Below are 20,200 nucleotides of genomic sequence, written 5' to 3'. Positions count from 1 at the left end.
CTCCCGATTGTCAGGAGGCGTTTGAAGGTGTGAATTGAGACGGTCATGTGAGGCGACTCCGTTGTTTCCGGATGAGGATCCAGAACCCGTAGCAGGAGTCATGCCTTAATATATTTAACTTATTTATCAATATGTTGAGATAACAACCTAAAGCAGTCTGCACGCAGGATGGAGCAAACTGTTTATCCGCTGTCGGCCCTGCAACAGTCAGATCACCACATTGCGCACGAAGCGCGCGGCCACTTCCCCGTCATTGCGGTAGGTGTGCGGCTGATTGCTGGCGAACATGAAAAACTCGCCGGCCGCGATTTGCTGGGGTTGGTCGCCGAGCATCAGCGTCAGGCAGCCTTCGAACACAAAGATCTGTTCGCTCCAGCCCTCGGCGTCCGGTTGCGAGGGATAGACCTCACCCGGTTGCAGGCACCATTCCCACTGCTCCACCGCGCGGGTGGCGTTGGCCTTGGATAGCAAGACGGCTTTGCTGCCGGGGATGCTGCCGGCCCAGGCAAGTTCGTTGATACGGCCGGGATCGCGATTGTCCGGGGCCTGGATCAGATCGCTGAAGGCCACTTCGAGGGCTTCGGCGACGCGGTCGAGGGTGGTCAGACTGACATTCTTCTCACCCGCCTCGATGGCCACCAGCATTCGCCGGCTGACCCCGGACTTTTCGGCGAGGGCGGTCTGGCTCATGTCGGCGGCGTGGCGCAGGCGCCGGACGTTCTGGCTGACGTGTTGCAGGACTGAAGCCCGCTGAACGGAATCTCTGTGCACTATATTGCTCACTGGCTGGGGTTGGGCAGTATACTGCGCACCATTTGGCGCATTGTGCGTCCCCTCCTTAAAAGTGCGCAAGGTCATGACGTCAGCCAACTCCACTCAAACTCCCCTGCGATTTTCCCGGTTCAGCAAAGCCGAGTGCGTGCTGGTGTTGATCACCATGCTTTGGGGCGGCACCTTTCTGCTGGTGCAGCACGCGATGACCGTCAGCGGCCCGATGTTTTTCGTCGGCCTGCGCTTTGCCGCCGCCGCAGGCATTGTTGCGCTGTTCTCCTGGAAACACTTGCGGGAACTGACCCTGTTCGAATTCAAGGCTGGCGCCTTTATCGGCGTGGCGATCCTGCTCGGTTATGGCTTGCAGACCGTTGGGTTGCAGAGTATCCCAAGCAGCCAGTCGGCGTTCATCACGGCGTTGTACGTGCCGTTCGTGCCGCTGTTGCAATGGCTGGTGCTGGGCCGGCGCCCGGGTTTGATGCCGAGCATCGGCATCATGCTGGCGTTTACCGGGCTGATGCTGCTTTCCGGGCCGTCCGGGGCTTCGCTGAATTTCAGCCCCGGTGAAATCGCCACGCTGATCAGCGCCATCGCGATTGCGGCCGAAATCATCCTCATCAGTAACTACGCCGGGCAGGTGGATGTGCGCCGAGTGACGGTGGTGCAACTGGCGGTAACCTCGGCCCTGTCTTTCTTGATGGTGGTGCCGACCGGCGAGGCGATTCCGGATTTCTCGTGGCTGTTGCTGAGCACCGCCCTGGGCCTGGGCGCGATGAGTGCGGCGATTCAGGTGGCGATGAACTGGGCGCAGAAAAGTGTTTCGCCGACCCGCGCGACCTTGATCTACGCCGGTGAGCCGGTGTGGGCCGGGATCGTCGGGCGCATCGCAGGAGAGCGTCTGCCAGCGATCGCATTGATAGGTGCGGGGCTGATCGTGGCGGCGGTGATCGTCAGTGAATTGAAGACCAAAGGCAAAGGGACACAAACGGTCACGGAAGAATTGGAACACGAGACCGAAGGCTAAACGGGGTTTTTACGGCTACTTTGTAGGATTCAGAGACATCCTCGCGTTTGGCGATCCGGGAGCTGGCACGTATGATGCTTCACAAACTTCCGCAGATTAGAAGCCTATGTCCCTGATAGTTCTACTGCTTCTGCCTTTTCTGGGCAGCTGTCTGGCAGCCGTGCTGCCGCACAATGCACGTAACGCCGAATCCCTGCTGGCAGGTCTGGTCGCACTGATCGGCACTGTCTCGGTCGCGCTGCTGTATCCGCAGATCGCCCACGGCGGCGTGATCCGCGAAGAATTCACCTGGCTGCCCAGCCTGGGCCTGAACTTCGTCCTGCGCATGGACGGCTTCGCCTGGCTGTTCTCGATGCTGGTGCTGGGCATCGGCACTCTCGTCTCCTTATATGCCCGTTATTACATGTCGCCGGACGATCCGGTGCCGCGCTTCTTCGCGTTCTTTCTGGCGTTCATGGGCGCCATGCTCGGGCTGGTGATCTCCGGCAACCTGATCCAGATCGTATTCTTCTGGGAGCTGACCAGCCTTTTCTCGTTCCTGTTGATCGGCTACTGGCACCACCGTCACGACGCCCGCCGTGGTGCTTACATGGCGTTGATGGTGACTGGCGCGGGAGGATTGTGCTTGCTGGCGGGGGTCATGATCCTCGGCCATGTGGTCGGCAGCTATGACCTGGACAAGGTCCTGGCCGCCGGCGATCTGATTCGCGCACATGCCCTCTACCCCATCCTGCTTCCGCTCATTCTTATCGGCGCCCTCAGCAAAAGCGCCCAGTTCCCCTTCCACTTCTGGCTGCCCCACGCGATGGCGGCACCCACACCGGTTTCGGCGTACCTGCACTCGGCGACCATGGTCAAGGCCGGGGTTTTCCTGCTGGCCCGTCTGTGGCCATCGCTGTCCGGCAGCGAAGAATGGTTCTACATCGTCAGCGGCGCCGGCGCTGCTACGCTGTTGCTCGGCGCGTACTGCGCGATGTTTCAGAACGATCTCAAAGGGCTGCTGGCCTACTCGACCATCAGCCACCTCGGCCTGATCACGCTGCTGCTGGGTTTGAACAGTCCGCTGGCCGCTGTGGCGGCGGTGTTCCACATTCTCAACCACGCGACCTTCAAGGCTTCGCTGTTCATGGCCGCCGGGATCATCGACCACGAAAGTGGCACCCGCGACATCCGCAAGCTCAACGGCCTGTTCAAACTGATTCCATTCACCGCCACCCTGGCGATGGTCGCCAGTGCGTCCATGGCCGGCGTGCCGCTGCTCAACGGTTTCCTGTCCAAGGAGATGTTCTTCGCCGAAACCGTGTTCATCAACGCCACCGCCTGGGTTGAAACCAGCCTGCCGATCGTCGCGACCATTGCCGGGATGTTCAGCGTTGCCTACTCGCTGAGATTCACCGTCGACGTATTCTTCGGCCCGACCGCCACCGACCTGCCGCACACCCCGCACGAACCGCCGCGCTGGATGCGTGCACCGGTGGAACTGCTGGTGTTCACCTGCCTGCTGGTGGGGATTTTCCCGGCCCAGGTGGTCGGCCCGTTGCTCGCCGCTGCCGCCTTGCCGGTGGTGGGCGGCGTGCTGCCGGAATACAGCCTGGCGATCTGGCACGGCCTCAATGCACCGATGATCATGAGCCTGATCGCCATGTCCGGTGGCATCGTGCTGTATCTGCTACTGCGCAACCAACTCAAGCGCGGCCGCTTCAAGTATCCGCCGCTGGCGGGTCGCCTTAACGGCAAGCGAATGTTCGAACGCAGCCTGGTGGCGATGATGCGCCTGGCTCGACGCCTGGAGCGACGAATCGGCACCAAGCGCCTGCAAGCGCAATTGTTCCTGATGGTGCTGGCGGCGGTGCTGGCCGGGCTGATCCCGATGCTGCACAGCAGCCTGAGCTGGGGCGACCGGCCGAAGATTCCGGGCTCGATCGTGTTCGTGACCCTGTGGCTGCTGGCAATCGCCTGCGCCCTGGGTGCTGCGTGGCAGGCCAAGTATCACCGTCTCGCCGCACTGACCATGGTCAGTGTCTGCGGCCTGATGACCTGCGTGACCTTCGTCTGGTTCTCGGCACCGGATCTGGCCCTGACGCAACTGGTAGTCGAAGTGGTGACCACCGTGCTGATCCTGCTTGGCCTGCGCTGGCTGCCACGGCGGATCGAAGAGGTTTCGCCGCTGCCAAGCAGCCTGCGCAAGGCGCGGGTTCGACGTCTGCGCGACTTGCTGCTGTCGATTGCCGTTGGTGGCGGCATGGCGCTGCTGTCCTACGCGATGCTGACCCGGCAGACGCCGAACGACATTTCCTCGTTCTATCTGAGTCGCGCCCTGCCCGAGGGCGGCGGCAGCAACGTGGTCAACGTGATGCTGGTGGATTTCCGTGGTTTCGACACCCTTGGTGAGATCACAGTGCTCGCCGCCGTGGCACTGACCGTGTTCGCCCTGCTGCGTCGCTTCCGCCCGCCGAAAGAAAGCCTGCAACTGCCGGCCCAACAGCGCCTGCTCGCCCCCGACGTGGTCACCGATCTGGTCAACCCGCGCTCGGCCAGCGATACCGCGCTCGGCTTCATGATGGTGCCGGCGGTGCTGGTGCGCCTGCTGCTGCCGATTGCGCTGGTGGTGTCGTTCTATCTGTTCATGCGCGGGCACAACCAGCCGGGTGGCGGTTTCGTCGCCGGTCTGGTGATGTCGGTGGCGTTCATCCTGCAATACATGGTCGCCGGCACCCAGTGGGTCGAGGCGCAAATGAGCCTGCGCCCACTGCGCTGGATGGGCACCGGCCTGCTGTTCGCCACCGTTACCGGGCTTGGGGCGATGGCGGTCGGGTATCCATTCCTCACCACCCACACCTGGCATTTCAGCTTGCCGCTGCTGGGTGATATCCATATCGCCAGCGCGCTGTTCTTCGATATCGGCGTCTACGCCGTGGTGGTCGGCTCGACCTTGCTGATCCTCACCGCCCTCGCCCACCAATCAGTCCGGGGCCATAAAACCGCTGCCGCCAAAGGAGCCGTCTGATGGAAGAAGTCATCGCAATCGCCATCGGCGTGCTCGCCGCGTCCGGGGTCTGGCTGATCCTGCGACCACGGACGTTCCAGGTGGTGATGGGCCTGTGCCTGCTGTCCTACGGCGTCAATCTGTTCATCTTCAGCATGGGCAGCCTGTTCATCGGCAAGGAGCCGATCATCAAGGACGGCGTGCCGCAGGACCTGCTCAATTACACCGACCCGCTGCCCCAGGCGCTGGTGCTGACGGCCATCGTCATCAGCTTCGCCATGACCGCATTGTTCCTGGTGGTGTTGCTGGCCTCACGGGGCCTGACCGGCACCGACCACGTTGACGGAAGGGAGCCCAAGGAATGACGGCGATGACTCACCTGATCGCCGCACCGATCCTGCTGCCGCTGCTGACCGCCGCCATCATGCTGATGCTCGGCGAAAAGCACCGTCCGCTGAAGGCGAAAATCAACCTGTTCTCCAGCCTCCTCGGCCTCGGCATTTCGGTGATGCTGCTGCAATGGACCCAGACCACCGGCGTGCCCGGTTCGATTGGGGTTTATCTGCCGGGCAACTGGCAGGTGCCGTTCGGCATCGTGCTGGTGGTCGATCGTCTGTCGGCATTGATGCTGGTGCTGACCGGAATCATTGGCGTCAGCGCCCTGCTGTTCGCCATGGCCCGCTGGGACGGCGCCGGGTCGAGCTTCCACGCGCTGTTCCAGATTCAGTTGATGGGGCTGTACGGCGCGTTCCTGACCGCAGACCTGTTCAACCTGTTCGTGTTCTTCGAGGTATTGCTGGCCGCGTCCTACGGTTTGCTGCTCCACGGCTCGGGCCGGGCCCGAGTGTCGTCGGGGCTGCATTACATCTCGATCAACCTGCTGGCGTCGTCGCTGTTCCTGATCGGCGCGGCGTTGATCTACGGCGTGACCGGCACGTTGAACATGGCGGATCTGGCCCTGAAGATCCCGCTGGTGCCGGAAGCCGACCGTGGCCTGCTGCACGCCGGCGCGGGAATTCTGGCCGTGGCGTTCCTGGCCAAGGCCGGCATGTGGCCGCTGAACTTCTGGCTGGTGCCGGCCTACTCGTCGGCCAGCGCGCCAGTCGCGGCGATTTTCGCGATCATGACCAAGGTCGGTGTCTACACCTTGCTGCGCCTGTGGACGCTGCTGTTCTCCGGCCAGGCCGGCGCTTCGGCGTATTTTGGCGGCGATTGGTTGATCTACGGCGGCATGGCGACCATGGCCGGCGCGGGCGTGGCGATCATTGCCGCGCAACGCCTGGAACGCATGGCCAGCCTGAGCATTCTGGTATCGGCAGGGATTCTGCTGTCGGCCGTGGGTTTCGCCCAGCCAAACCTGATCGGCGCCGCGCTGTTCTATTTGGTCAGCTCGACCCTGGCGCTGAGTGCGCTGTTCCTGCTGGCCGAATTGATCGAACGTTCGCGTACCGCCATCGAAGTGCCGCTGGAAGATGAAAACGAACTGCTGCCACGTCCGCAGGAATGGCAGCGTCCGGTCAAGGGCATCAACCTCGACGACGATCAGAAAGCGGTGGTCGGTCAGGTGATCCCATGGACCATGGCGTTCCTCGGTCTGAGCTTCATTGCCTGCGCGCTGCTGATTATCGGCATGCCGCCGCTGTCCGGCTTCATCGGCAAGCTGAACCTGATCGGCGCCCTGCTCAATCCACTGGGCCTCGGCGCAGGCGAACCGATCTCGAATGCCGCCTGGGGCTTACTGGCCTTGCTGATTCTTACAGGCCTCGGCTCGCTGATGGCGTTCTCACGCCTGGGGATCCAGCGCTTCTGGTCGCCAGAGGAGCGCCCGTCGCCGCTGCTGCGCAAACTGGAATGCACACCGATTTTCCTGCTGCTCGGCCTGAGCATCGCGCTGACCTTCAAGGCTGAACCACTGCTGCGTTACACCCAGGCAGCGGCCGATGCCCTGAACAATCCGCAGCAATACGTAATGGCGGTACTCGGCACCCGCGCCGTGCCGAGCCCGGAAGCCAAGGCTGCGCTGCTGGAGGTGCAACCATGAAGCGTCTGTTTCCGGCTCCGTGGTTGTCGCTTGCGCTGTGGTTGCTGTGGCTGGTACTGAACCTGTCGGTCAGCCCGGGCAACCTGCTGCTGGGTGCCGTACTCGGTTTCTGCGCCCCGCTGATGATGCGCAAATTGCGCCCGCAGCGGATTCACATCCGCCGCCCGGGCACGATCCTGCGATTGTTTCTGCTGGTCGGGCGTGACGTGATCGTCTCGAACCTGCAGGTGGCCTGGGGCGTGCTCAACGCCGGTCGCCGCCCGCCTCGCTCGCGCTTCATCAAGGTGCCGCTGGACCTGCGCGACGCCAACGGCCTGGCAGCATTGTCGATGATCACCACGGTTATTCCCGGCACAGTCTGGTCGGAACTGGCGCTGGATCGCAGCATTCTGTTGCTGCACGTCTGGGATCTGGATGACGAGGCGCAGTTCATCCAGCACTTCAAGGTCACTTACGAGCGGCCGTTGATGGAGATTTTCGAATGAGCCCGCTGCTGTCGAACGCGATTCTGCTGACGCTGTTCCTGTTTTCCCTGGCCATGGTCCTCACGCTGGTGCGCCTGTTCAAAGGCCCGTCGGCGCAGGACCGGGTACTGGCGCTGGATTACCTGTACATCGTCGCCATGCTGATGATGCTGACCCTGGGGATTCGTTATGCCAGTGACACCTACTTCGAAGCGGCGCTGCTGATCGCGCTGTTCGGCTTCGTCGGCTCGTTTGCCCTGGCGAAATTCCTCCTGCGTGGCGAGGTGATCGAATGAACGCTGAACTGTCTTTGTGGGTGGAAATCCCGGTGGCAATTCTGCTGGTGCTCAGCGGTATTTTCGCCCTGATCGGTGCGACCGGCCTGCTGCGGATGAAGGATTACTTCCAGCGCATGCACCCGCCGGCGCTGGCCTCGACCCTCGGCGCGTGGTGCGTGGCGCTGGCCTCGATCATCTGTTTTTCCGCACTCAAGTCCGGGCCGGTGCTGCACGCATGGCTGATCCCGATTCTGCTGTCGATCACCGTGCCAGTGACCACCCTGCTGCTGGCGCGGGCGGCATTGTTCCGCAAGCGCATGGCCGGGGATGACGTGCCGGCCGAGGTCAGCAGCCGGCGTACTGAAACCGGCAGCTAGATCCAGGCGACAGCCAACAGCCCGGCTCCCAATATCAGACACAGCGGCGAGTAAACCCAAGTGTCGAGCCGGGCAAACCTCGATCCCTTCACTTCCTTGAAAAAACCCACCAGCTCCGAATCGCCGATCGCCCGCGCAAACATCAACAGCGCAATCGCGCTGATCACCCATTGCAGCGCCCAGTGATGCACGGCGGGCAGCCACCACCCCACTCGCATGCACACCAGTGCGGCAATCAGTAGCAGAGCTGCCGCCACCACCAGCGTGATCCAGCCTGACGGCTTGAACGCAGGCCTGAGGGTCAGCCCGCCGTTATCCACCGGAACCTGCGGCACCACCGCAACGGCCGCCCACTGCCCACCCATCGCCCAATACACATGCATCAGGCTGATCACCGCGAATGTCGTCACCAGCCATTGAGCCAACACAAAGGTCATGGTCGAGAATCCTTGAAAGGGATTTGAACAAAACATCCTAGTCGGCATTTTTCCATGTGCACGACCGATCGGCGGTGCGGTAAAGTGCCGCCCCATGAAATTCACCCGTACCGATCGCTCACTGCTGGCCTGGATGCTCTATTGCTGCGTCCTGTTCAACGTGTTCGCCTGCAGCATCGGTCACGGACAAATGGTCGGTATGCAGCTCAACGGTATCGGCGGACAGTTCTGTGCCGTCGACCCGAGCACCCAGGCGCCGCTCGCCTCAAATCCCGCCGAAGAAAAACTGCCGACCCTGGCCAAAGCCTTCGGCTGTCCGCTCTGCTCCACCGGAGGCATGGGCCCGGCGTTCAACTCCAGCCTGACCCTGGCGATTCTGCCGGAACAACACAGCCCGCCGCTGCCGGCCATCGTCAGTGCCGACCTTCCTGCCCGCTTTATCTGGCCTTCGGCCAATCCCCGCGCCCCGCCGCTCGCCTGAGTGCCCTTGCCTTTTTGATCTGTCAGCCCACTGCGCCAACGCGCGGCGTTCGCCTGTGCGCTGACTCCGAGAACAAGCATTCAGGATTCAATCAATGAAACAACTTACCTTGCTGGCGAGCCTGTGCGGCTGCCTGTCCGTCAACGTCTGGGCGCAATCCACCGTGGATCTGGCGCCGATCACTATTGACGGCGAGTCCGGCGCCGAACCCGGCCTGAGCCTCGACCAGTCCAGCGGCATGGCCTCGCGCCTCGGCCTCAGCGTGCGTGACACCCCGGCCTCGGTGGCCATTGCCAACCGCAGTGACATCGAACGTCGCGGTTCGCAAAACTTTCAGGACGCGGCCAACACCTTGCCGGGTGTGAACGCCAGTGCACCGCCGGGCTTTGGCGGATTCGTCTCCTATCGCGGTTTCACCAGCAGCCAGATCACCCAGATGTTCAACGGCGTCAACGTTTCCGGCGGGCTGGCGCGCCCCGTGGATTCATGGATTTATGATCGGGTGGAACTGGTCGGCGGCCCGTCATCGTTGATCAACGGCGCCGGCTCGGTCGGTGGTTCGCTGAACTACGTGACCAAACTGGCCACCCGCGACGAGCAAGCCACCGAAGGCCGGGTCAGCTATGGCACCTACGACACCACCGAAACCGCGTTCGGCCTCAATCACGCGCTGACCGACCCCGGCGCCGACGTGCAGCACTACGCGCGTCTCGACGTCAGCCACAACACCAGCAACGGCTACATTGACCGCCAGGAACGCGATGCCTGGAGCGTGGCGTTCTCGTTGCTCAGTGACCTGACGCCGAACCTGTTGCACACCCTGGCCCTGGAATATCAGGACGAACACGAGGACAGCCCGTACTGGGGCACGCCGGTGCTCAGCCCCAAGGCCGGCGAGTTGAAGATCGACAAGCACAACCGCTTCAACAACTACAACGTCGAGGACGGCCGCTACGAGCAGCGGACGATCTGGGTGCGCTCGATCATCGATTACCGGATCAACGACAGCACCACCCTGCGCAACACCCTCTATCACCTCGACAGTCAGCGTGATTACCGCAACCTGGAAACCTATCAATACAACGCCGACAACAGCGCGGTGAACCGCTCCACTGCGTATCAGGTGCGACACCAGGGCGAGCAGAACGGCAACCAATTCGAACTGCGCCACGACAACACCCTGTTCGGCCTCGACACCACCTGGTCCGGCGGATTCGAGTACAAGGTCAACCAGACCACCAACTCGCCGCTGAACGTCAAAGGCGCCAGCGCGGTGGACCCGAACAACTACCGACCGGGGCATTTCTATGACATCCCCGGAACGATGCCGGGTTTCGTCAGCGACAAGACCAACGAAGTCACGACCAAAGCGCTGTTCGGCGAAAACCGCCTGGCACTGACCGACAAGCTCTCGCTGCTGACCGGTCTTCGCTATGACGACATCGACCTCGACGTGACCAACCATCGCACTGTGACCGCGAGCAACCCGCGTCATTTGAAGCGCAGTTGGGAACCGGTCACCGGGCGTGTCGGCCTGACGTATCAGTTCATTCCGTCAGCCAATGTGTACGTGCAATACAGCACCGCCGCCGAGCAACCCAGTGGCACCCAGGACTTCGACGTCTCGACCGGCAAACAATGGGAAATCGGCAGCAAGTTCGACTACCTGAACGGGCGCGGTTCGGCGACGGTGGCCGCCTACACCATCGAGCGCAAGGACTTCGCAGTGACGGATCCACTGGACCCGACCAGCAGCATTCCGGTCGGCCAGCAGACTTCGAAGGGCATCGAGATTGCCAGCTCGCTGCGGATCACCGACAAGTTGCTGGCCGAAGGCAACTTCGTCTGGGTCGATGCGCAATACGATGAGTTCAACGAGAAGAACGCCGCCGGTGTGGTGGTTTCGCGCAAGGGCAATACACCGACCAACGTGCCGGACCGGGTCGGCAATCTGTGGCTGACCTACGATTTCTCGCCGCAATGGCAAGGCGGGGTCGATGCACGGTACGTGGCGTCGGTGTTCGCCGACACGGCCAACACCATGACCGTGCCGTCGTACACGTTGTTTGGCAGCTTTCTCAGCTACAAGGTGGACTCGCACACAACTGTGACCGGACGGGTGCGCAACCTGACGAATGAGGTGTATGCCGAGTTCGCCCATGTGTCGCCGGCGTATTACCTCGGCACACCGCGCACCTTTGAGCTGGCTGTGCAAACCCGCTTCTAAAAGCTTCGCGGGCAAGCCCGCTCCCACAGGAATCGATGTGTTTGCAACGCTCAGAGCACACCGAAAAACCTGTGAGAGCGGGCTTGCCCGCGATGAGGCCCATCGGTACGACCTCTATTTCAAATCAGCTGAAACCTTATCTGCCACATCCTTCGGCAGCCACGCCTGCCACACATCCGGATGCGCTTTCATGAACGCTGTCGCCGCATCCCGAGGTGGCGTGTGTTTTTCACTCATCTCGGCCAGCGCCTTGTTCAGATCATCAATCGGAAAGTCGACCTTGCTGAAGAACTCGGCGATCTGCGGATACTGCTTCTGGAACGGCGTGGACACCCCGATCGACAGCTTCGAGGCCAGTGACCGGGTCGGTTTCGGATTGGGGTTGTCGGCGTCGGTCAGGGTCTTCCAGGCCTCGGCATCGAACGGCGGCTCTTCCAGTTGAATCAGCTTGAACTTGCCGAGCAACGGCGTCGGGGACCAGTAATAGAACAGCACCGGTTTACCGCGGCGAATCGATGAGCTGATTTCGGCATCGAGTGCCGCTCCGGAGCCGCTGCGGAAATTGACGAAATCGTCCTGCAATCCGTAAGCCGTCAGCTTCTGCTTGTTCACTACTTCAGACGTCCAACCGATCGGGCTGTTGAGGAACCGGCCCTTGCTCGGGGTTTCCGGATCCTTGAACACGTCCTTGTACTTCTTCAGATCGCTGACGCTGCGCAGGTCCGGCGCCAGTGGCTTGATGCCCTTGGCCGGATCGCCCTTGATCACGTATTCCGGCACCCACCAGCCTTCGGTGGCGCCTTTGACCGTGTCGCCCAGGCTGACGACCTTGCCTTCGGCCTCGGCCTTGACCCATACCGGACTGCGCCCGGCCCACTCTTCGCCGATGACCTGAATGTCATTGTTGGCCAGCGCAGTCTCAAGGGTGATGGTGGTGCCCGGCAAGGTATCGGTCGGCAGGCCATAGCCCTTCTCGACAATGATCCGCAGGACGTCGGTGATCAGGCTGCCGCTTTCCCAGTTCAGATCGGCAAAGTGAATCGGCGCCTGTGCCGCGCTCACCGAAGGCACCACCGTCATCAGGCCGAATGTGGTCAACCCAGCAGCCAGCAACCGTCGAAATCCGTTCATGCTTTTGCACCTCGTGCCGTTCACAGCAATAGCAGGATGGCCTGACAGAAGACCGCAAGCCTCTGAATACTCAGTCAACTGACTGTAGACGAGGTTCCTGCTTTTTCAGGGGCATAACACGCACGAGGCTACTTTTCAGACATTTCCTGCAGGCTCTTCAGCTCGCGTCTGACCATGCTGGCGTATTCCGCAGGCTGCAAGGCGTAGATTTGCGAGGCGACCCAACCCAGCCAGGCACCCTTCAATTCAGCCTTTGCCGTGAACAACCGACGTGCTTCCTCGCGGGCGCTGTCGAGGTTCTGCAAATGGAAATCGGCGCGGCTCACTCGCTGGCCTTGAACGTCACCAGTTCGCCCTTGCGCCACTTGGCGGCTTTGGCGGTGACGGCTTTCAAGGTTTTGGTCAGGCCTTCCTGCAGTTGTTCATTGGCGGCGAACACGGTAACCGCGCTGTGGCCTTCCTTGAACACGATGGCGTGGCCATCGGCCGTGGTGACGAACGCGTAGTCGCCCAGACCGTACACGGTCATTTTGATTTCGCGAAAGCGGATGTCCATCTTGCCGCCTTCACGGCTGGGCAGTACCGACGCGCTGAAATGATCGCCGACCTTGAGCTTGAGGCCAGGTTTGTCATCGACCACCAATGCGCTTTCGGTGTCGATCTCGGCAACGTAAATGCCTTCGGCGTTTTGCTCGGTGATGTAAACAAAACGCGATTGAAACTGCTTGACCAGCTTTGCCCGCAAATCACCCAGCACGAACAAAGCATGCATATCGAGGTTACTGACTGCCAAAGAAACATCCCCACACTTGAAAAGAGTGCCATACGCGAAAGCGCGCACAGCAAAAAAAGTCGGCCGGGCCGAAGGTGTTGCGCGATGACTCGAATATACGCCTGAGGGAGCGAAGTGCTCATTCAACGCGAGTTGCACAAGACTACTGGAATGCCACTCGCGAAACCTGCAAAGACGTTCTCCAAATGTTGAAGGAAAACGCGTCACGGCCGGCCAGGAAAAAACTGACTACGAACTTTAGGGAAAAAACTCACCAACAAAAGCACTTTTCCGACATATCGCACGCAAAAAATTGCTTTAGATAGGGCCATGCCGTCAACAGGTGTTGGCGATTCTAGAGCAGCGATGCTGTTCGCGACTACCCGCAACACCCTGTAAATGCGGGCCAAACCATGAAAAGGACTTCATATGTGCACTATGACGCATTTTGCCGTGACTCACGAACCCGCCTTTGCCTTGAACACTCCAGCCTTCGAGACTGTTCCTGCAATCGAGTCTTGCGGTCAGGCACCGTTGTTTCAGGTAATCCCGGCGGGCAACGGCTTTTTCCATATCAGGGAAAAGTCGACGGGGCTTGTCAGAGGTTTCCGTGAGAATCACAACGCCGCTTGCGCCCTCGCCCGTTCACTTGAATCCCGGATCGAACTCCTGGCCAGCGAGCACCTCAGATAAAGAGAGATCGACCCCGCCATCTTTCAAGGAGCACACCATGGAACTGCCTGCCTACAACCTGACAACCCTGTTCGATCAATTAGGGCTGCCTTCGGAGGAAACGGCGATCGACGACTTCATCGAAGCCCATCCGCTGGATGCCGATACCAAGCTGATCGACGCCGACTTCTGGAGCCCACAACAGGCGCAAATGCTCAAGGAGTGGCTGCGGGCCGATGGCGAGGAAGCCATCATGGTCGATGAGCTGAATGTGCGCCTGCACCGGGGCAAGTAATCTTGATCAGTGCAGGCTGTCACCGGTTTCAGCGCTCAATTGCGCAAGCCATGCAGCCCTGCACTCTTCCGCCTCGTTACGACTTGCAAACGCAGTGCCCCGGCGTTCGCCATTGAGCAGCACCACCCAGCAGACACTTTGCCCCATCGCGCGCAGACCGGCGGGTACACCGGTGCCGATCATCACCGCGACATCGACTCTGCATTGCATGTTGACCTCCCAATTTCATTAGCAACCTAACTATGTGGGCATGTTAATGATTTGGATCAAGAGGAAACAGCAACTCCGCTGCACAGCTTAATTGCAGTTCCGGCAACAATGGCTCAGCGCGGCTTCTCCGGTTTATAGCCCAGACGCAACCCGCCCCAATGCCGGCCCTTGACCATGATCGGCACCGACAGGTCGTGCATCAGCTCGCCGGTATCGCGGGTGTAGGTCTGCAACAGCACCGGTTGCTGATGGCTGCCGCAGCGGATGCCGGTGCGGTCGGCGAATTTGCGTTTGGTGCGATTGTTCACGGTATCGACCTGCACATCCCCGGTCAGTGGCTGGCTGAACACCTGATTGTGGGTCGGCACGTAACCCTGCTGCGTGCAAGCGATGGCGAACACCAGGCCTTCGTGGCGCGGCAGTAACGGTTCCTGGATGGCCGGCAGCACCTGATCGGTGTAGCGATCAAAACGAGTCTGGAACTTGGCGGGCTGGGTGTCTGGAATCGGCTGATACTGACGGTCGAACAGGTCCTCAAGACTGATGCGTCCCTGCTCGACATCGGCCTCGAACCGCGCGGCAATCTGACTGGCCCCTTCGCGGGCAAGATCGTAGATGCGCTGGTGATAGTCATCCAGCCCGACTTCTGCCAGACGTTCGCTGATGGTTTCCGCCTGCCCTTCCATTTGCACGGCGGCCTCGGCCAGGCGCTGGGTCTGTTGGTCGCTGATCGCAAGATCGCTGCGCATCTGCTCGATGGCGGTGAACAGACTGTCGAGCTGTTCACGATTTGTTTCCGCGCCTCGGGCGATTTCGCCAACCTGGGTTTCCACCCCGGCCGCCAGTCGCGCAATGTTTTCCAGGTGCTGACCGGTGTGTTCGACCTGCTCGACACCCGTGTGCAAATCGTCGGAGAGCTGCCGAATCTGTTCCACCACCTGCGCCGTGCGTTGCTGGATGTCGGCGACCATCTCGCCCACTTCGCCAGTGGCCGTCGCGGTACGCGCCGCCAAGCCGCGTACCTCGTCCGCGACCACTGCAAATCCACGACCGTGCTCGCCGGCCCGGGCCGCTTCGATGGCGGCGTTCAATGCCAGAAGGTTGGTCTGACTGGCGATGGACTGAATCACCAGTGTCACGCGCTGAATGTCGTCACTGCGCTGGCTCAAGGCTTCGATCAGTTCGCGGCTGGCATTGGCACGCTGGCTGAGCTGATGCATGCGCGAAATGGAATCCACCAGCTCGGTGCGCCCCGCCGCGCTGCTGTGATGGGCTTCGCTGGCAGCGCCCAAGGCTTCACGGCTGAGCTGCGAAGTGGCCTGCTCAGTGGCGATCATGACTTGAGCGTTGTTGACTATCTGCGCGGCGGCGTCGAGTTGCGATTGCAGCTTGCCGGCCAATTCCTTGACGGAAAATGCCACGCCGGCGGCTGACAGCGCGTTATGGCTGGTGGTGTAGGAAAGATCGCGAGTCAGCTCGGACATCGCGTTGCTGCTGTCGACCGGTTGCGCATCGGGGACCGCCCGGGAACGCAGGCGCGGCAGCCAGACGATCAGCACCGCCAGCGGCATGCCAATGTACAAGGGCCATTCGCCCAGGCTCATTCCGGCCAGCAACAGCATCAGAGCGATGCTTTGCAGGGTCGGCGTCAGCCAGCGATTCTTCGGCAAAACAACTGGTGCAGGCAGAGCCGCAACCAGAGATCCATCTCTCGTCATTTCGTTACCCCACGCTTGTTCTCATTGTTGTGACTGCATTAAACGCCACTACAACGCCATTATCCATGGTCCGTTAGTCGTGGGTCTGTGGCAGGTCAATGGAATGGCGGGGAGACTTTCCGGCAGACGAAAAAAAGCAAAGATCGCAGCCTTTTGCAGTTCCCGGAGGAGCTGCAAAAGGCTGCGATCTTTTCGCGACGACCCGCATTGAAGGGGTCGCCTCAGGAATCAGGCCTGACGCTGGTGTTTGTCGATCTGCTCGTGACGCTCTTGAGCTTCGATGCAGTACTTGGTGGTCGGGCTGATCAGCAGGCGTTTCAGGCCGATCGGCTCGCCGCTGTCGTCGCACCAGCCGAAGCTGTCTTCCTTGATACGCTCAAGGGCCTGCTCGAGTTGCGGCAGCATGCGCTGGTCGCGATCGATCGCGTTTACCAGCCAGGTGCGCTCTTCTTCCACCGATGCGGCGTCCGCCGGGTCAGCCGGGGTGTCCAGGCTTTCGATGGCAATACGGTTCTGCTCAATGCGCTCATGGGTTTCGACTTTCATGTTCTGCAACAGCTCTTGAAAGAAAGCGTGTTGCTCGGCATTCATGTAGTCATCTGCCGGCATGGCCAGCAACTTGTCCTTTGTCATTGATATCTCTATAAAAAACGTGCATTAAGGCGAATTAGGGAGCGTTCCGGCGAACCGCCTGCGGTCATCGGAAAGGCATCGTTTATTGCAAACGCCACCCGGCACTCAATTTACGAAGGGGCGGCAGTCTAAGGCCCGTTTAAGGCCTCAGCAACTGTAAATACCGGGAATTTGTCCGACAAGGCCCGGAAACTGCTCTGACACAGGCTTCACAGCGCTCATCGGAGTGCGTTTATAGCAAGAAATTCAGTCGAGCGGCTGTATATAGAAGACAAACGTCGGACGAGCGGCGCTTTGTCGCAATTCGTTACGGTCGGTCACCGCAAAACCCACCCCCTCGCAAAGACTGACAAATCCCCCCAACCTCGGCTACGTTATGCCCTCCCCGGTTCGACTTGAAGGAACGCGTCATGAAACTGATCGGCATGCTGGACTCCCCTTACGTGCGCCGCGTGGCGATCTCCGCCAAATGCCTGGAGATCGAACTGGAACACGACCCGGTCTCGGTGTTCCGTCACTTCGAACGCTTCCAGCAGATCAACCCGGTGGTCAAGGCGCCGACCCTGGTCCTTGATGACGGCGAAGTGCTGATCGACTCGACCCTGATCCTCGACTATCTCGAAGCCCTGTCCGGCAAAACCCTGCTGCCCGCCGACCTGTCGCAACGGGTCAAAGCCTTGCGCCTGATCGGCCTCGGCCTCGCCGCCTGCGAAAAAGCCGTGCAGCTCTACTACGAACGCAACCTGCGCCCGGCCGACATTCAATACCAGCCGTGGGTCGAACGCGTCGAAGGCCAACTCGCCGCCGCCTTCACCGCCCTTGAACATGAACTCGAAAATCACCCATTGCCCACCGACGGCCCTCTCCAGCAGGACGGCATCACCCTCGCCGTCGCCTGGAGCTTCACCGGCCTCGTCGTCCCCGACCAGATCGACGCTCAATGTTTCCCGCGCATCGCCCAATACACCGCGTACGCCGAAAGCACCCAGGCGTTCATCGACACCCCGATGACCTGACCATGAGCGCCACCGAAACCGCCGCCCCGGCCCTCAAAGAAATCTTCAACGCCGAACGCCTGCAACACATCGCCACAGAAATGAGCGCCGTGTACCCGGCGTTCAAGGCCAAGGCATTTCTCAAGCACGCCAACGACGGCCTCGCCGACCTCTCCGTCATGCAACGCATGGCCCGCGTCAGCGAAAGCCTGCACGCGGTGCTGCCGCTGGATTACGCAGATTCCCTCGCTGTGCTGCGCGAACTTGCCCCACGCCTGAACAGCGGCTTCGTCAGCATGTGCCTGCCGCACTACGTCGCGTGCTACGGCGCGCACGCGTTCGACACATCAATGGAAGCCCTGAAGTACTTCACCACCTTCGGCTCCTCCGAATTCGCCATCCGCCACTTCCTGCGCAGCGACCTGGAACGCTCGCTGGAACTGATGCACGACTGGACCCGAGACGAAAACCACCACGTCCGAAGACTAGCCAGCGAAGGCAGCCGCCCTCGCCTGCCGTGGTCGTTTCGGCTGGAACCGGTGCAGGCGGATCCGCTGTTGGCTGCCGGGATTCTCGACCGGTTGAAGGCGGATGAAAGTTTGTACGTGCGCAAGTCCGTGGCGAATCATTTGAATGATGTAACCAAGGAGCATCCGGAATGGGTGCTGGATACGGTTGAGGGGTGGTCACTGGAGAACAGGCACACGGCGTGGATTGCCAGACATGCGTTGCGGAGTTTGATCAAACAGGGGAATTCGCGGGCACTCACGGTTATAGGCGCAGGGGCGAAGGCTGAGGTTGAATTGCTGGATGTGAAAGTGGAGCCGGCGGTTGTGCGGCTTGGGGATACGATTACATTGTCGTTTACCGTGCGGTCGTTGGTGCCGGTGGAACAGCGATTGGTGATTGATTATGCGATTGACTATGTGAAGGCGAATGGCGGGACTTCGGCGAAGGTTTTCAAGTTGAAGACGTTGGAGCTGGCGGGGTATGGGAGTGAGGTTGTGGCGCGGCGACAGGTGATCAAGGACTTCACTACGCGCAAGCACTATGCGGGGGTACATGCGGTGCATGTGGTGGTTAATGGGGAGCGGTTGGGGAGTACAGCGGTTGACATCGATTTTTGACGGACTGAAAGATTCTCTCTGACGTTGCTCTCGTACGTGGACTAGCCAACAAAAAAATCCAAGGACCTGGCCATGAAGCTTAAACAAATAGTCGATTGCTTTTTTAAATATGCGATTGAACGGAGAAATCCGTACAGCAGCTTCCCCCTTACCACTGAAATCGATGAGTTTGGCGGGCCGTATGTTGAAATTTCCGACTCAGGAAAACTGGCTATCGTTGCGCGAGATCGCGGTTATGAAGTGTTGAGAAAAGAGACAACATCACCAGAGGAGCTGGCTAAATGGGTGTATGAAATGTTCAACAAGAGATAAAACTTCACACCTATGCGTCATTCCGACTAATCCAACTCGACGCTTTCAACTCTTCGCAACCGATCAAAAATTTACGACTTTACTTTCTGACTGATTTTGACCAAAAGTATCTAAACACGCTTGGCACCCCTTCACAGCCGGCTTCAGGCGGGAAGGAAGGTCAAACTGTCAAGATTGATCTCGGCGTAAGAACCTATATCCCCCTTGTAAAGCGAGACCCTGGACACGCCCAGCTCGGACTGTAAAAGCTCGACTAACGTTCTTAGCTTTTTGTTTTTAGACATCGACGTCGGACGCACTACCGCTGCCTGTCCGGGTTCGTCATCGTAAATCCTGATCAGAAACATATCCTCTTCGCTCTGTATTTCGTAGTTATAACCACGATACTCATACCCGAGGTCGTGGTCGATGTCATCAAAGCGAGTAGCTTTTATTATCTTCAAAGTGGCATCCAGCATTTGATCACCATAGAAGGATCGTTTCAAAGAAATGCTAAAAAAAATGGGGACGTGCAAAAAATCGAAAAATGGGGACGCATCTATTTATCAAAAGACCCGCTCTATTTTTTCCGACTCCCCCCGTTTCCAAGAATTACCAACTGCCATATGGAATGCCGAACTGGTCGATATAACGCTTGGATTTTTCACTGACCGGATATGCGTAACGCCCCTGGTTTTTGCCTTGGCTTGGCCCCAACGGTTCAATCTCAGCTTGCGCCCTAGCCACTTTGATCGGGTGATGACAAGAGTCTCTAACCCACACTTGCACAACTCCGCCCGGCGCCAACCCTAAATAAACGGAAGAAATATAGGTGGCCGTTTCCTCCGGAGTTTTCGCACATCGCTGGTTGACCGACGTCAGCATTAGCTGCCTGGCTTCTTCCGGTATATCCACCCAAGCACGATAGGTCTGAGGCTCCACAATAGATTGCCAACGAACGAAGATTCGTTTGGGAAGATCCGCACCTACCACTGCTTTTGCAGAGCCGCCTACGCCATGCCAACCTCGGGCTGACTCTGTGCCATCCTCTGGTTGTCCGCCCGAGGCGGATCCTCCGCCGGTGTGCAGGAACGTTCTTCCTTTGATGTCTTCCACAGCTGTGTCTTCAACCCAGACCTTCATGTAGCGAGGTTCGGTAAAGCCGAGCTCCCACCATTCGGACCTGGGATCATTTTCGCCTGACAACGGATCAGTCAAATGACAACCAGCAATCAACAGCAGGCATAGCAGACTTATTACTTGCCTCATT

The 20,200-nt window shown here is 59.8% G+C and carries 24 protein-coding genes; 14 read left to right on the top strand and 10 right to left on the bottom strand.

What is annotated here, in order from left to right:
• Positions 1-207: 207 nt before the first annotated feature.
• Positions 208-771 carry a helix-turn-helix domain-containing protein gene (locus tag ACM6JM_RS28450; RefSeq protein ID WP_085610605.1) on the bottom strand — a complete coding sequence of 188 codons (564 nt, stop codon included), beginning with the start codon at positions 769-771 and terminating at the stop codon, positions 208-210.
• A gap of 85 nt (positions 772-856) precedes the next feature.
• Here ACM6JM_RS28450 and ACM6JM_RS28445 point away from each other — a divergent pair, with 85 nt between their 5' ends.
• From ACM6JM_RS28445 to ACM6JM_RS28415, 7 genes are all read left to right on the top strand, one after another.
• Positions 857-1,795 carry a DMT family transporter gene (locus ACM6JM_RS28445; protein WP_103385999.1) on the top strand — a complete coding sequence of 313 codons (939 nt, stop codon included), beginning with the start codon at positions 857-859 and terminating at the stop codon, positions 1,793-1,795.
• A gap of 106 nt (positions 1,796-1,901) precedes the next feature.
• Positions 1,902-4,802 carry a monovalent cation/H+ antiporter subunit A gene (locus ACM6JM_RS28440; RefSeq protein ID WP_039767016.1) on the top strand — a complete coding sequence of 967 codons (2,901 nt, stop codon included), beginning with the start codon at positions 1,902-1,904 and terminating at the stop codon, positions 4,800-4,802.
• Positions 4,802-5,146 carry a Na+/H+ antiporter subunit C gene (locus ACM6JM_RS28435; RefSeq protein WP_003192163.1) on the top strand — a complete coding sequence of 115 codons (345 nt, stop codon included), beginning with the start codon at positions 4,802-4,804 and terminating at the stop codon, positions 5,144-5,146. Before ACM6JM_RS28440 ends, ACM6JM_RS28435 begins: the two co-directional genes overlap by 1 nt.
• The gene (locus ACM6JM_RS28430; protein ID WP_414882851.1) at positions 5,143-6,822 is read left to right on the top strand and encodes a monovalent cation/H+ antiporter subunit D; all 1,680 of its coding nucleotides are present in this window, start codon (positions 5,143-5,145) and stop codon (positions 6,820-6,822) included. The genes ACM6JM_RS28435 and ACM6JM_RS28430 overlap by 4 nt, the downstream gene beginning before the upstream one ends.
• Positions 6,819-7,307 carry a Na+/H+ antiporter subunit E gene (locus tag ACM6JM_RS28425; RefSeq protein WP_039767025.1) on the top strand — a complete coding sequence of 163 codons (489 nt, stop codon included), beginning with the start codon at positions 6,819-6,821 and terminating at the stop codon, positions 7,305-7,307. Before ACM6JM_RS28430 ends, ACM6JM_RS28425 begins: the two co-directional genes overlap by 4 nt.
• Positions 7,304-7,582 (top strand): K+/H+ antiporter subunit F, encoded by a 279-nt coding sequence (locus ACM6JM_RS28420; RefSeq protein WP_011334688.1) that lies wholly within the window; start codon positions 7,304-7,306, stop codon positions 7,580-7,582. The genes ACM6JM_RS28425 and ACM6JM_RS28420 overlap by 4 nt, the downstream gene beginning before the upstream one ends.
• Complete coding sequence (locus tag ACM6JM_RS28415; protein ID WP_064379433.1) at positions 7,579-7,941, top strand: Na+/H+ antiporter subunit G; 363 nt, start codon at positions 7,579-7,581, stop codon at positions 7,939-7,941. The genes ACM6JM_RS28420 and ACM6JM_RS28415 overlap by 4 nt, the downstream gene beginning before the upstream one ends.
• Here ACM6JM_RS28415 and ACM6JM_RS28410 read toward each other — a convergent pair.
• Entirely contained in the window at positions 7,938-8,378 is a 441-nt protein-coding gene (locus ACM6JM_RS28410) for a DUF3995 domain-containing protein (RefSeq protein WP_074688700.1), read from the bottom strand. The two genes, ACM6JM_RS28415 and ACM6JM_RS28410, sit on opposite strands and share 4 nt — an antisense overlap.
• A gap of 94 nt (positions 8,379-8,472) precedes the next feature.
• Between ACM6JM_RS28410 and ACM6JM_RS28405 the strand changes: the two genes are divergently transcribed.
• A complete protein-coding gene (locus ACM6JM_RS28405; RefSeq protein ID WP_011334690.1) occupies positions 8,473-8,859 on the top strand; it encodes a DUF2946 domain-containing protein in 387 nt (128 codons plus the stop codon).
• A gap of 94 nt (positions 8,860-8,953) precedes the next feature.
• A complete protein-coding gene (locus tag ACM6JM_RS28400) occupies positions 8,954-11,086 on the top strand; it encodes a TonB-dependent receptor (protein ID WP_414882850.1) in 2,133 nt (710 codons plus the stop codon).
• Positions 11,087-11,200: 114 nt separating this feature from the next.
• Here the strand turns inward: ACM6JM_RS28400 and ACM6JM_RS28395 are convergent, their stop codons facing one another.
• The 3 genes from ACM6JM_RS28395 to ACM6JM_RS28385 all read right to left on the bottom strand — a co-directional run bounded on the left by ACM6JM_RS28395 (position 11,201) and on the right by ACM6JM_RS28385 (position 13,010).
• Complete coding sequence (locus tag ACM6JM_RS28395) at positions 11,201-12,217, bottom strand: ABC transporter substrate-binding protein (protein WP_414882849.1); 1,017 nt, start codon at positions 12,215-12,217, stop codon at positions 11,201-11,203.
• 128 nt (positions 12,218-12,345) lie between these two features.
• Positions 12,346-12,543: a hypothetical protein gene (locus tag ACM6JM_RS28390; protein ID WP_039767035.1), complete on the bottom strand. Its 198-nt coding sequence runs from the start codon at positions 12,541-12,543 to the stop codon at positions 12,346-12,348.
• Positions 12,540-13,010, bottom strand: a complete 471-nt coding sequence (locus ACM6JM_RS28385) for a hypothetical protein (RefSeq protein ID WP_007950541.1) — start codon at positions 13,008-13,010, stop codon at positions 12,540-12,542. The genes ACM6JM_RS28390 and ACM6JM_RS28385 overlap by 4 nt, the downstream gene beginning before the upstream one ends.
• A gap of 408 nt (positions 13,011-13,418) precedes the next feature.
• Here ACM6JM_RS28385 and ACM6JM_RS28380 point away from each other — a divergent pair, with 408 nt between their 5' ends.
• A complete protein-coding gene (locus ACM6JM_RS28380; RefSeq protein WP_074688706.1) occupies positions 13,419-13,682 on the top strand; it encodes a hypothetical protein in 264 nt (87 codons plus the stop codon).
• A gap of 37 nt (positions 13,683-13,719) precedes the next feature.
• Positions 13,720-13,956: a DUF2789 family protein gene (locus ACM6JM_RS28375; RefSeq protein ID WP_039767041.1), complete on the top strand. Its 237-nt coding sequence runs from the start codon at positions 13,720-13,722 to the stop codon at positions 13,954-13,956.
• Positions 13,957-13,962: 6 nt separating this feature from the next.
• On the opposite strand, the gene ACM6JM_RS28370 is transcribed toward ACM6JM_RS28375, so the two are convergent.
• The 3 genes from ACM6JM_RS28370 to ACM6JM_RS28360 all read right to left on the bottom strand — a co-directional run bounded on the left by ACM6JM_RS28370 (position 13,963) and on the right by ACM6JM_RS28360 (position 16,517).
• Positions 13,963-14,166 carry a hypothetical protein gene (locus tag ACM6JM_RS28370; protein ID WP_074688708.1) on the bottom strand — a complete coding sequence of 68 codons (204 nt, stop codon included), beginning with the start codon at positions 14,164-14,166 and terminating at the stop codon, positions 13,963-13,965.
• Between the two features lie 113 nt (positions 14,167-14,279).
• A complete protein-coding gene (locus ACM6JM_RS28365; protein ID WP_414882872.1) occupies positions 14,280-15,503 on the bottom strand; it encodes a methyl-accepting chemotaxis protein in 1,224 nt (407 codons plus the stop codon).
• 609 nt (positions 15,504-16,112) lie between these two features.
• Positions 16,113-16,517 carry a TraR/DksA family transcriptional regulator gene (locus ACM6JM_RS28360; protein WP_039767046.1) on the bottom strand — a complete coding sequence of 135 codons (405 nt, stop codon included), beginning with the start codon at positions 16,515-16,517 and terminating at the stop codon, positions 16,113-16,115.
• 410 nt (positions 16,518-16,927) lie between these two features.
• Between ACM6JM_RS28360 and ACM6JM_RS28355 the strand changes: the two genes are divergently transcribed.
• From ACM6JM_RS28355 to ACM6JM_RS28345, 3 genes are all read left to right on the top strand, one after another.
• Complete coding sequence (locus tag ACM6JM_RS28355) at positions 16,928-17,533, top strand: glutathione S-transferase (RefSeq protein ID WP_414882848.1); 606 nt, start codon at positions 16,928-16,930, stop codon at positions 17,531-17,533.
• Between the two features lie 2 nt (positions 17,534-17,535).
• Positions 17,536-18,639 carry a DNA alkylation repair protein gene (locus ACM6JM_RS28350; RefSeq protein ID WP_414882847.1) on the top strand — a complete coding sequence of 368 codons (1,104 nt, stop codon included), beginning with the start codon at positions 17,536-17,538 and terminating at the stop codon, positions 18,637-18,639.
• A 72-nt stretch (positions 18,640-18,711) separates the two neighbouring features.
• Positions 18,712-18,951, top strand: a complete 240-nt coding sequence (locus tag ACM6JM_RS28345) for a hypothetical protein (RefSeq protein ID WP_011334704.1) — start codon at positions 18,712-18,714, stop codon at positions 18,949-18,951.
• 143 nt (positions 18,952-19,094) lie between these two features.
• Here the strand turns inward: ACM6JM_RS28345 and ACM6JM_RS28340 are convergent, their stop codons facing one another.
• The gene (locus tag ACM6JM_RS28340; protein ID WP_246883710.1) at positions 19,095-19,409 is read right to left on the bottom strand and encodes a hypothetical protein; all 315 of its coding nucleotides are present in this window, start codon (positions 19,407-19,409) and stop codon (positions 19,095-19,097) included.
• 133 nt (positions 19,410-19,542) lie between these two features.
• The gene (locus ACM6JM_RS28335) at positions 19,543-20,199 is read right to left on the bottom strand and encodes a DUF2931 family protein (protein ID WP_134333917.1); all 657 of its coding nucleotides are present in this window, start codon (positions 20,197-20,199) and stop codon (positions 19,543-19,545) included.
• Between the last annotated feature and the right edge of the window lies 1 nt (position 20,200).

The organism is Pseudomonas sp. IT-P2, from assembly GCF_949767575.1.
Classification (GTDB): domain Bacteria; phylum Pseudomonadota; class Gammaproteobacteria; order Pseudomonadales; family Pseudomonadaceae; genus Aquipseudomonas; species Aquipseudomonas pharyngis.
Note: the sequence above shows the minus strand (reverse complement) of the source record. Positions and strands in the feature narration are given on the sequence as shown.